Source organism: Fertoeibacter niger (assembly GCF_009380135.2).
GTDB classification, from domain to species: Bacteria; Pseudomonadota; Alphaproteobacteria; order Rhodobacterales; family Rhodobacteraceae; genus Fertoeibacter; species Fertoeibacter niger.
The window spans coordinates 39,475-52,325 of the sequence record NZ_WHUT02000008.1 but is presented as its reverse complement, the minus strand read 5'-3'; the positions used below and the strand labels follow the sequence as shown (position 1 = coordinate 52,325).

At 67.1% G+C, this 12,851-nt stretch carries 6 protein-coding genes; 4 read left to right on the top strand and 2 right to left on the bottom strand.

The window, feature by feature from the left end; genetic code table 11:
• Positions 1-170: 170 nt before the first annotated feature.
• The 4 genes from GEU84_RS13815 to GEU84_RS13800 are packed head-to-tail and all read left to right on the top strand — an operon-like array spanning position 171 to position 4,121.
• Complete coding sequence (locus tag GEU84_RS13815) at positions 171-857, top strand: paraquat-inducible protein A (protein ID WP_152827074.1); 687 nt, start codon at positions 171-173, stop codon at positions 855-857.
• Positions 854-1,447: a paraquat-inducible protein A gene (locus GEU84_RS13810; RefSeq protein WP_152827072.1), complete on the top strand. Its 594-nt coding sequence runs from the start codon at positions 854-856 to the stop codon at positions 1,445-1,447. Before GEU84_RS13815 ends, GEU84_RS13810 begins: the two co-directional genes overlap by 4 nt.
• Before the next feature lie 13 nt (positions 1,448-1,460).
• On the top strand, positions 1,461-3,560 hold the full coding sequence (locus GEU84_RS13805; protein ID WP_241427693.1) for a PqiB family protein: 2,100 nt from the start codon (positions 1,461-1,463) through the stop codon (positions 3,558-3,560).
• A 3-nt stretch (positions 3,561-3,563) separates the two neighbouring features.
• Positions 3,564-4,121, top strand: coding sequence for a PqiC family protein (locus GEU84_RS13800; protein ID WP_152827070.1), 558 nt, complete (start codon positions 3,564-3,566; stop codon positions 4,119-4,121).
• Between the two features lie 33 nt (positions 4,122-4,154).
• Here GEU84_RS13800 and GEU84_RS13795 read toward each other — a convergent pair whose 3' ends face one another.
• Positions 4,155-12,497, bottom strand: coding sequence for a GH36-type glycosyl hydrolase domain-containing protein (locus GEU84_RS13795; protein WP_152827068.1), 8,343 nt, complete (start codon positions 12,495-12,497; stop codon positions 4,155-4,157).
• Complete coding sequence (locus GEU84_RS13790) at positions 12,497-12,694, bottom strand: hypothetical protein (RefSeq protein ID WP_152827066.1); 198 nt, start codon at positions 12,692-12,694, stop codon at positions 12,497-12,499. Before GEU84_RS13790 ends, GEU84_RS13795 begins: the two co-directional genes overlap by 1 nt.
• Between the last annotated feature and the right edge of the window lie 157 nt (positions 12,695-12,851).

The following is a 12,851-nucleotide window of genomic DNA, read 5'->3' as shown; positions in this document are numbered from 1 at the left end:
CCTATTGCCCTGCCCGCCGCACCACGTCACAGAAGTCTGAAACAATGGCCCGCCCGCCCGGCATGCATCCGCCGGTCTGGCGGCATTGACCCTGCGGCACCCCCGCAACCTTGCCTTGGACAGCATTTGCATGACGGCTATGTAACGCTGAAGCCGTGACAGGATTGCCCATGCCACCCCGTGCCGCCGAATCTTCCTTCACCGCTCATGCCGTGCCGCTGGCCGAACTGCGGGCCTGCCCGCATTGCGATGCGCTGCACCGCCTGCCGCAGGTGCAGCCGCGCGAGCGGGCGGTGTGTGACCGCTGCGGATCGGTGCTGATCGCGCCCCGCGCCGATGCCTTTACCCGCATATTCGCACTGGCCGCCACATCGCTGATCCTGATGGGGGCCGCCGTGTTCATGCCGTTTCTGGATCTCTCGGCATCGGGCCTGCACAACCGCGCCTCGGTGCTGGATGCGGCGCTGGCGTTTTCGCAGGGAGCGATGGTGCCGCTGTCGGTTGCCGTGGCCGCGCTGATCGTGGTGATCCCGGCGCTGCGGCTGATGCTGATCCTGTATACGCTGGCGCCGCTGGTTGCGGGGCGGCCTGTGCTGTCACGGGCCCGGCAGGCCTTCCGGCTGGCCGACCGGCTGAAACCTTGGTCGATGGCCGAGATTTTCGTGATCGGCGTGGCGGTGGCGCTGGTCAAGGTGGCGGGTCTGGCCATGGTCACGCCCGGCCCGGCCTTCTGGGCGTTCTGCGCGCTGGTGCTGGTGACGGTGCTGCAAGACAGTTTCATGGACAAGGAGCAGATCTGGCAGGCCATCGCCGGTGCCGAACCTGCAAACGATGCCGCGGAAGGGGCGCAGCCATGACCATATCTGCCCGTCAGGCCGGGCTGGTAGGCTGCCTGCGCTGCGGCCGGGTGCATCTGCCCGATGTGGCTCTGTGCACGCGCTGCGGTGCCGCACTTTCCAGCCGCGATCCCAACGGGTTGCAGCGGGTCTGGGCCTGGTGGCTGGCGGGATTGCTGGTCTATATCCCCGCCAACCTTTACCCGATGCTGCTGACCCGCACCCTGACGCAGCGCACGGAATCCACCATCATCGGCGGCGCGGTCGAGCTGTTCCAGCACGGCGATGCCGGTATCGCGCTGATCGTCTTTGTGGCCAGCGTGGTCATTCCGGTGGGCAAGTTCATTGCCATCGCCTTTCTGGCCATGTCACTGGAAAAGCGCCATCTGATGACCGAGCACGCCCAGCACCGGCTGTTTGCGGTGGTGGAATTCATCGGGCGCTGGTCGATGATCGACGTGTTCGTCGTGGCTATCCTTGCGTCACTGGTCAGGTTTGACGCGGTGGCCACCATCAACCCCGGCATCGCCGCCGTGAGTTTCGCATTGTCGGTTGCCTTCACCATGCAGGCAGCCCAGAGTTTCGATCCCAGGACGATCTGGGATGACTGAACGGGAGACGGGCTTGACCACACCGACCGATGACATTCCGCCGATGATGCAGGTGCGCCCGGCCGCCGTGCGCTGGTGGCAGCGGCTGTCGATTGTCTGGCTGATCCCCATCGCGGCGCTGGTCGTGTCTTTGGGCGTGGCCTGGCAAAGCTATGCCGGGCGGGGTGAGCTGGTCGAGATCAGCTTTCAGAACGGCGCAGGGCTGGTGGCCGGGCAGACCGTGCTGAAATACCGCGATGTGAATGTGGGGTTGGTCGAAACCGTGGGCTTTGCGGCGGGCCTGACCGAGGTGGTGGCCGGCGTGCGCGTGACCAATGATGTCGCGCCATTTCTGGATGCGAACGCGCAATTCTGGATCGTGCGGCCCGAAGTGTCGGTGCGCGGCATCACCGGGCTGGATACGGTTCTGTCGGGCGCTTTCATCGCGGGCCAGTGGGATCCGGAACCGGGGCAGGCCGTCTCGCGCTTTACCGGGCTGGAGGCGGCCCCGCTGAATGCGCAGCCCGGCGACCGTGGCACCCGCGTGACGCTGCAACTGCGCGACGGCAACCAGATTTCCGCCGGTGCGCCGATCCTGCACAAGGGCATCGAGGTGGGCAATGTCGGCAACCCGCGCCTGTCGGATGACGGCAATCTGGTGCTGATCGAGGCCTATATCAACCAGCCCTATGACCGCGTGCTGACCACCGCCACGCGGTTCTGGGATGCCTCGGGGTTTGATCTGACGCTGGGCGCGGGCGGCGTGACGCTGGATGTGAAAAGCCTGGCCTCGCTGATCGAGGGTGGCATCAGCTTTGACACGCTGGAATCCGGCGGGAGCCCCGTGACAGAGACCACCGTTTTCGATGTTTACGCAGATGAGGCGACGGCCCGCGACAGCGTGTTTTCGTTGCAGAACGACGAACCGCTGGCGCTGTCGGCGGTGTTTGACGGGTCAGTCAGCGGGCTGGCCTCGGGTTCGGACGTGCGGTTTCGCGGGCTGACCGTGGGCCGCGTGACCGATCTGGGGGCCTTTGTCGAAGGCGAGGCGCGCGACCGCCGGGTGCGCCTGCTGGTGAACATGGAACTGCGCACCGGCAAGCTGGGTCTGGGCGAAGAAGCCACGGCCGAGGATGCGCTGGCGCTGCTGGGTGAATTCGTCAGCCAGAACGGGCTGCGCGCGCGTCTGGCCACGGCCAGCATCCTGACCGGCGGCCTGCTGGTGGAACTGGTGGAAGAACCCGATGCAGCCCCCGCCACCATCGACCTTGCGTCGCAGCCCTACCCCCGTCTGCCGGTCACGGCCCCGGCGATTACCGACGTGCGTGCCACCTCGCAGGGTGTGCTGGAGCGTATCAACGCCCTGCCGGTCGAGGAATTGATGCAATCGGCGATTTCCGTGCTGAACAGCGTCGATGCGCTGGCCAGCAACCCCGATCTGCAACGTGTGCCGGGCGAGGCTGCGGGCCTCTTGGCCGACACCCGCGCGCTGGTGACATCTGATGATGTGGCCGCGATCCCGGGCGAGGTGCGCGGCATCACCGAAGATATGCGCGCTGTTCTGGCAAAGCTGGAACAGGGGCAGGCGGTGGAAAATCTGGTCGCGGCGATTGCCAAGGCCAATACGGCGCTGGATGGCGTGGCCACTGCCTCGGCCGATTTTCCGGTGATCACCGGGCAGATCCGCGATCTGGGCGAAAAGGCCAATGCGCTGGAGATCGAGGCATTGGCCGCCGCCACCACCCGACTGGTCGATACCGCCAACGGCCTGATCGGCTCTGACGACGCCAAACGCTTGCCGCCCGCGCTGACCGCCGCGCTGACCCAAGTGGCGGGCTTTCTGGCCGAACTGCGCGAGGGCGGGGCCATCGCCAATGCCAACGGCGCGATATCCGCTGCCGAGGCTGCGGCCAATTCGATCAGCGAGGCCGCGCGCACCCTGCCCGCCCTGTCAGACCGCCTGACCGGCCTTGTGGCGCAGGCCGAAGGCACATTGTCGGGCTATGGGGCTGAATCCCGCTTCAACACCGAGCTTGTGAAGACCCTGCGCGAATTGCAGGTCGCCGCCGATTCCGTGTCATCGCTGGCCCGCACGATCCAGCGCAACCCCAGTTCCCTGTTGCTAGGACGATAACCGATGCCAATCCGCCATGTTCTGATCGTGTCTCTTGTGGCCCTTGCCGGTTGCGCTGCCTCGCCGCGCTATCTGATAGATCCGCCTGCCGCCTCGGTATCGGTGCGCACCGCCGCGCAAAGCATCATGCTGCGCGATGTGTCCTTGCCCGATTATGCCAGCGCCGACAAGATTTCGGTGCAGGATGCCGATGGGTCAGTGCGCGAAGTGAAATCGGCGCTTTGGGCAGACCTTCCGCCCCGCGCCGTGACGCTGGCCCTGGCGCGGCAACTGGATACCGCGCTGTCGGCCACTGTCGCGGCGGCGCCATGGCCGCTGGCGGGCCTGCCCGATGCGGAAATCGAGGTGCGGGTGGAACGCAATCTGGCGGGGTCCGATGGCCAGTTCCGGCTGGCGGGCACATTCTATGTGCTGTCGGAAATCGGGCGGCTGGGGCCGGAATCATCAGGTTTCGACATTGCCGTGCCGCTGGCGGGCACCTCGCCTGCCGAGATTGCGGCGGCACAGTCGCAGGCGCTGGCGAAACTGGCGGAAACCATCGCGCTGAGCGTGGGGCGCTGAAGCGGCGGGGACCGGGCAGAAGCCCGGCACATTTCAAGCTCCCAAAGTCAGCCGCAGGTTGGTAACACCATCGCGCAGGCGCAGCCGGAATGGCCTGCCGTCATGCGGGGCCTCTGCCCCGTCGATTGCGGCCCGCGTCACACCCCGGCCCGCGCCCGAGGCATTCACCACCTCGACCCGCAGTTCGGCCCCGCCGTGCCGCAGGGTCAGCGACATGCCCGGCCATTCGGACGGCAGGCAGGGGTCGAAGATCACTTCATCGCCTTCGCGCGTCAGGCCGATGATGCCCTCAACGCCCGCGCGATACATCCAGCCCGCGGATCCGGTATACCATGACCAGCCCGCCCGCCCCTCATGCGGGGCCACCGAATAGACATCGGCGGCAATGACATAGGGTTCGGCCTTGTAGCGTGCGGCATCGGATGGGGTCAGAGTGTGGTTGACCGGGTTCAGCAGGCCAAACAGCGCCGCCGCCTTGTCGCCCTGCCCCAGCCGCGCATAGGCCAGCACCGCCCACATCGCCGCATGGCTGTATTGCCCGCCGTTTTCCCGCAGGCCGGGCGGATAGCCCTTGATATAGCCGGGGTCGTGGTGCGTCTGGTCAAAAGGCGGGGTGAACAGCAGCGCCAGTCCCGGATCAGGCCGGATCAGATGCTGGCCGACCGAGGCCATGGCCTGCGCCGCCCGCGCAGGATCGCCCGCCCCCGACAGCACCGACCACGACTGCGCTATGCTGTCGATGCGGCATTCGTCCGACTGGGCCGAGCCCAGCCATGTGCCATCGTCAAACGTGCCGCGCCGATACCACGCGCCATCCCAGGCCACAGCCTCGATCGCGGCGCGCACGCTTTCGGCATGGGCACGCCAACGGGTGGCACGGGCCGGGTCACGGGTATCGGCCAGCGGAGCCAGCATGCCCACCGATGCGATCAACAGCCAGCCCAGCCACACGCTTGTGCCCTGCCCTCCCTCGCCCACACGGTTCATCCCGTCATTCCAGTCGCCGGTGCCGATCAGCGGCAGACCATTTCCGCCTGTCAGATCAATGGCCTGATCCAGCCCCCGCGCGCAATGTTCAAACAGGCTGGCTGTCTGGTCCGAAACCACCGGCTGAAAGAAGTCGTCATGTGCGCCGGGTGGCACCTGCGGCCCTTCCAGAAACGGCACCTGCTCGTCCAGAATGCCGGTATCGCCGGTGACGGCCACGTAGCGCGCCACGCCGAAGCCCAGCCACACCCGGTCATCCGAAATCCGCGTGCGCACGCCCTGCCCGGAATGCGGCAGCCACCAGTGCTGCACGTCGCCTTCGGGGAACTGGCGCGAGGCCGCGCGCAGAAGGTGTTCGCGCGTCATGTCGGGGCGGGTAAAGGTCAGCGCCATGCCATCCTGCAACTGGTCACGGAACCCGTAGGCCCCGCTGGCCTGATAAAACCCGGCCCGCGCCCAGATGCGGCAGGCCAGCGTCTGATACAGCAGCCATCCGTTCAGCAGCACATCCATCGCACGGTCGGGGGTTTTCACCTGCACCGCGCCCAGAAGGCTGTTCCAGTGCGCGGCCACCCCGGCTTGCACAGCATCCAGATCGGCGGTGCGGTAGCGGGTGATCAGGTCGCGCGCATCCTCGATGCGCGGGGCTTGCCCCAGCAGGAAGCGCAATTCCAGCTTTTGCCCGGGGGCCAGGGTGATGATCCGCTGCTGCGCCGCGCAGGGGTCAAGCCCCGCGCCCAGCCTGCCTGACAAAGCCTGCCCCCGCAGGCCGGCCGGGTCGGCCATATGGCCCACCGTGCCCAGAACCTCGGCCCGGTCGCAGGTGAACCCGTCAACCTGCGGCCCGATGTCGGCAAAGGCCACCCGCCCCGGAAAGGCCATGCCGTAAGGGTTGCGCGCCATCAGCGCCCCGGTTTCGGGGTCACGCTCGGTTGTCAGGTTGGGTGCGGTGGCGCTGCGTGACGGGCCCATGACCCATTCGGCATAGGTGGTGACAGACAGCCGGCGCGGTCGGTCGGTGGTGTTGTGCAGCGCCAGCCGGGTGACGCGCAGCGGGTCGTCCAGCGGCACGAAATGCAGCATTCCGGCTGCGATGCCATGGGCGGTATGGTCAAACCGGGTATAGCCGAAGCCGTGCCGCGCCGTGTAGGTGCCACGGCCACGGATCGGCAGGGCGGTGGGTGTCCACAGCGCGCCTGTGTCCAGATCGCGCAGATAGACAGCCTCGCCCGGCGCATCCGTCACCGGGTCGTTCGACCAGGGCGTCAACTGGTTCTCGCGGCTGTTCTCGGCCCAGACCGGGCCCGACCCTTCGGCCGAGGTGATGAAGCCAAAGCCGGGGTTGGCCACCACGTTGATCCAGGGCGCAGGCGTGGTGGCACCGTCGCGCAGCACCGTCACATATTCGCGCCCATCGGCATCAAAACCGCCGGTGCCGTTGAAGAACTCCAGTTCCGGCAGGGGTTGCGCCACCACGGCATCTGCCACCGGCGGAAGCATGGGCAATTGCGGCGGCTGCGCGGGTGGCAGCGGCGGCGGCAGGGCGTCAAGCTGCTGGCCGATGTCGCCCCGGCTGGCCAACAGCACCACGCGGGCCACCGACATCAGCAGGGCGCGCGCCTCGGCGGTGATCAGATCGGCGCGCAGGGCGTGGATCGCACCTTGCGCAGCACCCGCCGCGCGGGGCTTGCTTTGCGCGATGCGCACCGCCGCCTCGATGCCGATCTGCAAATCCTGCACATAGGAGGATGAGCGTTCGTTCAGCACCACCAGATCCACCGCCATCTGACGCGCGCGCCAGTATTCATGCGCGGCAAGGATCTGGCGCACATGCCCCAGATCGCCCGCATCGTCTATCAGCATCAGCACGATGGGCAGATCGCCCGAGATGCCGAACTGCCACAGCCCCGACTGCGGGCCTGCGCCCGCGATGATACGTGCCGATCTTGCCCGCAGCCGCGCATCATTGCGCAGCAAAAGGCCCGCCAGCCGTTGCAGATCGGCGGCCTCAGTGTTGCTGATGCCCAGATGGCGCAACTGCACCTGCGCCTGTGTCCATGCCAGGGTAGTGGCGCGGTCAAAGGCCGAAGGGTCGCGGTGCCGGTCCACCAGTTCCAGCAATGCCTCGGGCGTTGCCGCCACCATCGTCCAGAATGTCACGCGCACACGGCCCCCGGCAGGCACCATCACCCGGCGGCGGATGGCAAAGATCGGGTCCAGCACCGTGCCCGTGGTGCCTGACAGCGGCGCATCGGCTGCCGCAGGCCCGCCAAGGTTGCCCCCCCGCCCGATGAAACGCGCGCGGTCGGTTTCGTGTTGCATGGGCGCTGTCTGTTCGCCCTCGACCACGGCGATATGCGCGGCCCAGATGCCCGGCTCGCCGGGAGAGCGGCGGCGGCGTGTGGCGATCACCACCTCCAGTTCCGGCAGGAAATCGGTGACGACGAACATCTTGGAAAAGGCCGGATGCGCCAGATCGGCCGATTGCGGGGCCAGAACCAGTTCGATGTAGGATGTCAGATCAATCTCGCGCGCCTTGCGGCCCGTGTTGGTCAGCGTGACGCGTCGCGCCTCGGCGTCATCCTCGGCGGAAACGACGATCTCGGTGGTGGTGGTCAGCGTCTTGCCACGGCAGACAAAGCAGGCCTGATGTTCGCTGAACACGGCGGAATGTTGGTCGGGCCGCGCGCCGGTCGGCAAGAGGCCCGAAGACCAGCCCTCGCCATTCTGCACGTCGCGCAGGTAAAGGAACGACCCCAGCCCCCCCACCGTCGCATCGCCACGCCAGCGGGTCACGGCCATGTCGCCCCAGCGGCTGTAACCCGCGCCGGTCGGCGTCAGCATCACGCCGTAACGCCCGTTTGACAGCAGATGCCCGGTCGGCAATTCCGTGGCGGGGCTGTCGAACCGGCGCACCGAGGGCGCATCCCCGCCCGCATCGGCGGTCACGGTGATCTCTTCGGCCCGGGGCGGGGCCATGGCCACATCGCGCGGCACCCGCTCCTGCACCAGCAGATCCACCGCCTGCACCATGGGCACGGCATGGAAACGCGTGCGCAGCACGCCATTCTGCACGGTGTTTGCGATGGCGGTGATGGTCATGCCCTGATGATGCGCCATGAAGCTGCGCACAATCGCCATGTCGGCGCCTTCTGGCACGCGCTCGGGGGTGAAATCCATCGCCTCGTAGAAACCATAGCGCCCTTCGGCCCCCATGTCGGCCATCCGCCGGTAGTTGACCATGGCCCCGGCCGGATCAACCATCGCGGCCAGACCGGTGGCATAAGGCGCGATCACCCGGTTCTGGCTGAGACCGCGTTTCAGCCCCAGCCCCGGCACGCCAAAGTTGGAGTATTGATAGGTCATCTCCAGATCACGCGCGTTGTAGGAGGATTCCGAAATGCCCCATGGCATGCCCATCGCCCGGCCATAAGCCTGCTGCCGCGCCACGATCAGCGCATTGGTCTGCGCCAGAACCGATCCTTCGGGGGCCCGCATCACCAGCGAGGGCATCAGATATTCGAACATCGACCCCGACCACGAGATCAGCGCCGCCCCCGCGCCAATCGGCGTGGCGGTGCGGCCCAGGCGGAACCAGTGCTTTGTCGGAACATCCTTTTTGGCGATGGCAAACAAGCTGGCCAGCCGCGCCTCGGACGCCAGCAGGTCGTAGCAGTTGGTGTCCAGCGTGTTCGTGCTGACCGAGAACCCGATGGACAGCAGTTCCTTTTCGGGATCGAGCAGAAAGGCGAAATCCATCTCCATGGCGAAACGGTCGGCCTCGGCGGCGATGGCCAGCAGGCGGGCCTGCCGGTTTTCCACGGCGCGGGGCGTCAGGCGCTGCACGATCGCCTGTGTCCAGAAGGCGGTATCGGATGCGGGACCGTGCAAGGTCGCGCTTTCCTCATGCGCGGCGGTTGCCAGCGCCACAAGGCCCGCATCCACCGGACCGCCCAGTGCCCCTGCCAGCGCATCCAGCACCGGCGCCGGGGTTTGCGTGGCAGCGTGGCTCTGGCGGGCAAGTGCCACCATATCACGCAGACCGTCGCGCAGCGCCGCGTCATCCGGCGCGGCTTGCGCCCAGTCGCGGCACGATTGCGCCACGCAGATCAGATGCCCCGCCAGATTGCCGCTGTCCACCGACGACACATAGGCCGGGTCCAGCACCCGCAGGTCGGTGGTGTCATACCAGTTGTAGAAATGCCCCCGAAAGCGGGTCATCCGGCCCATCCGCTCCAGCGTCTGTTCCAGCCGGTGCAGGGCGTCATGCTCGGCCAGCCAGCCCATATCGCGCGCGGCGACGGTGGACAGAAGGTAAAGCCCGATGTTGGTGGGCGAGGTGCGGTGCGCAACAGCGGGGCGCGGGATTTCCTGAAAGTTGTCGGGCGGCAGCCAGTTGTCCGCCTCGGTTACGAAAGTCTCGAAAAACCGCCATGTGCGCCGTGCGATAAGGCGCAGGGCCTGCCCGTCATCCGGGGCGAGGGTGGCAATGCGCTGTGGTGCGTCCGGCTGGCTGATGCGCCATGCGGCCAGCGGTGCCAGCGCCCACAGCAGCGCGAAAGGCAGCAGCAGCGCCCAGCCAGCCGGATTGATCAGCAAGGCTGCACCCACCGTGCCAATGCCCAGCACCACTCCACCCGCCATCTGCCGGCAATGGCCCACGACCCCGGGCCGACGGGAAGCCCCGGCCTGCGCCGCCGTCGTCCATTCCAGCAGATGCTGCCGGGTGATTTTAAGCCGGAAAGCGGTGCGCAGAATGGCATCCAGCATCAGCCAGGCCTGATCGGCCAGAAACACCACGTTCAGCCCGATCTGCGCCAAGGCCGTCAGTGCATCGCGCCCCAGTGCTGCAAAATGCGCATTCAGGCTCAGCCCGGTGCGGCGCGGCAATACGGCATGCGGCAGGCCCAGCAAGCGCGGCAGGGCCAGCATCGCCAGAACGCACAGCGTCCAGCCCACGGCCACCGGCAATGGCAGCAGCCAGCCCGCAAACAGTGCGGCCAAAGCGGCGGGAGCCACCAGCGAGCGGCGCAGGTTATCCACCATCTTCCAGCGCCCGACCGCCGGAATGCCCCCACGCGCCAGCCATGGCAGCAACTGCCAGTCGCCCCGCGCCCAGCGGTGTTTTCGCTTGGAATCCACGTCCATGCGCGCGGGGAAATCCTCGATCACCTCGATGTCGGATGCCAGTGCCGCGCGGGCATAGGTGCCTTCGAACAGATCGTGGCTGAGCATGGTGTTTTCCGGCACCCGCCCCTGCATCGCGGCCTCGAAGGCATCGACATCATAGATGCCCTTGCCGGTGAACGACCCCTCGCCGAACAGATCCTGATACACATCAGAGATGGCCGCCGCATAGGGCTCGATCCCGCCCGCGCTGGAATAGACGCGCTGATAGAGCGACCCTTCGGCCCCGACCGGCAGCGCGGGCGTGACGCGCGGTTGCAGGATGCCGTAACCCTCGACCACACGCGCCTGTGCGGCGTCGAAACGGGGGCGGTTCATCGGATGCGCCATCTTGCCGATCAGCGCGCGCAACGTGTCACGCGGCAGCCGCGTGTCGGCATCAAGCGTGATCACAAACCGCACATGCTGCGGCACCGCATTTAGCCCGGTGATGAAACTGGTATCGGTGGCCCCGCGCAGCAGGCGGTTCAGTTCGTGCAGCTTGCCGCGCTTGCGCTCCCACCCCATCCATTTGCCTTCAGAGGGGTTCCAGAGCCGACGGCGATGCAGCAGCAGGAAACGCGGCCCCCCCACCATCGGATAGCGCAGGTTCAGCCGCGCCACCGCAGCCTCGGCCAGCGCGATCAGATCGGCATCCGAAGGTATCGTTTCGGTCGTGGCATCCGGCCCGTCGGACAGCAGCGCATAATGCACCGCCCCGCCGATGCTGGCCAGATGATGCACCTCCAGCTGTTCGATCTGGTCCAGCAGCGCATCCTCGCTGGCCAGCAGCACCGGCACGGCGACCAGAGTGCGCAGTTCGGCAGGCACGCCGCCTGTCAGTTCCATCCCCGGCAGGGGGCGGGGCGGAACGCTGCGGGTCACGCCATGGTTGACCAGCGCCGCCGCGGTGTCGCTGGCGGGCAGCAACGCCAGCAGCGCCAGCGGCAGCAGCGCCCAGCCTGCAACGCCCGACCACGCCAGCGCGGCCCAGATCACAAGCCCCGTCAGCAGCGCAATCGCGCCCAGATAGCTGGCCAGACCGCAGCGCGCGACCAGCCGTGTTGCCCTTTGCCACACCGACGGACGATAGCCGACAACCGCCTCCAGCGCGCCGCGCCCGCGCCCCACCAGCCCGTGCCCCGGGTCGCGCGCGCGGGGGCTGTCGCCCGCCGCCGCCAGCCGCAGGGCAGCATCCGTCACGGCCTGCTCATCGCCCGCCGATCCGCGCGCCAGATCCTCGATGGCGGTGCGATAGGCGTTGCGCGTGGCAAAATCCATCGCGGCGAAATCGGACGAGGCCCGCAGCCGCGCGTCGATCAGGCTGACATCCTCGAAAAACTCGGCCCAGTCGAGTTCCGATATGATGCGCATGGATGTCACGATGTTGCGCATCGTCACGTTGGATGCGCCCTGCCGGTTCAGAACCCGCGCAACCACCTCATCAACTGACGTGCCCTGGCGGCGCAGGCGATCCTCCAGCCAGCCATGCAGCGGGGTTTCTGCCGGATCAAGGCCGCGCAGCCGCCGTGCGACCTGCGCCGCGAAAATCTCGTTCAGCGGGCCGCTGTCATGCCCGGCCACCGCCAGATGCAGGGGCATCGCGCCGGGGTTGCTGGCGGCGGTGCGGTCAACCAGCGCATCGGCGGCCGCGCGCCAGTCCTCGGCCTCGATGATCTGCACCGCAAGGCGGCGCATGTTTTCGACCAGAACGATGCGCAGGGTGATGGCCACGGCCCAGATCTCGCCTATCTTCAATGGTGTGACGCGCTGATAGGCCGTGACGAACCGGCGCAGCACCGGCCCGGAAATCAGGCTGTCCGTGTGGGCGATGTAGGCCCAGGCCAGCGAGAACACCCGGGGATAGCCCGCAAGATGCCCGTCGGCCAGTTTGGGAAGCTGGCGGTAATAGCCAGGTGGCAGATCTTCGGTGATCTGCCGCAGTTGCAGTTCGACAAGGTGAAAATTGTCAAGCAGCCATTCGGCGGCGGGTGTGACGGGCTGGCCGCGCTGCGCGATGGCGGCGCTGTTGCGATAGGCATCCAGCAGAACGCGGATGTTGTCACGCAGCCTTGCCGACAGGCTGGGCACCCGCAGGCGGCGCGTTGCGATTGTCTGCGCCGCAGCAAGGGTTTCGGCGTGGTGTTCAAGACGCTCCGGCCCGAACAGATCAGAACGGATCGGAGCGGTGTCGCCCCAGGCTGACGCGACGGTATTCTGCATCAGGCGAGGGCGCGCAGGCTTGACGTGGCCGTGTCAGCGCCCCGGATGCGCGACGGCGTTTTGGGTTCGGGTTGCGACACGGCATCCTGTGCGTCGGCGATGCGGCCTGCCGACAGGTTCTGGCGTTCCGCGGGGGTCATGTTTTGCAGCCGCCGGGCCATTTCGTGCCATTTGGTCTCGATCCGGTTCCATTCCATTGGACGCTCCCGTGCTGGAAAATGCGCGCTGCCTTCTGGCGACTGATCCGGCCCGCAAATCCGGGCAGATCATCGTCGGGGCATCGGGACAGAAACGACCCGAGCGGCGGATCGGTTCCTGCCCATCGGCCAGATATGGCAAGAACACGCCGATCGT

Bases quoted from the DNA above. Each gene is read 5' to 3' on its own strand.
- GEU84_RS13815 (WP_152827074.1), top strand. From the start codon at position 171: ATGCCACCCCGTGCCGCCGAATCTTCCTTCACCGCTCATGCCGTGCCG.
- GEU84_RS13810 (WP_152827072.1), top strand. From the start codon at position 854: ATGACCATATCTGCCCGTCAGGCCGGGCTGGTAGGCTGCCTGCGCTGC.
- GEU84_RS13800 (WP_152827070.1), top strand. From the start codon at position 3,564: ATGCCAATCCGCCATGTTCTGATCGTGTCTCTTGTGGCCCTTGCCGGT.
- GEU84_RS13795 (WP_152827068.1), bottom strand. From the start codon at position 12,497: ATGCAGAATACCGTCGCGTCAGCCTGGGGCGACACCGCTCCGATCCGT.
- GEU84_RS13790 (WP_152827066.1), bottom strand. From the start codon at position 12,694: ATGGAATGGAACCGGATCGAGACCAAATGGCACGAAATGGCCCGGCGG.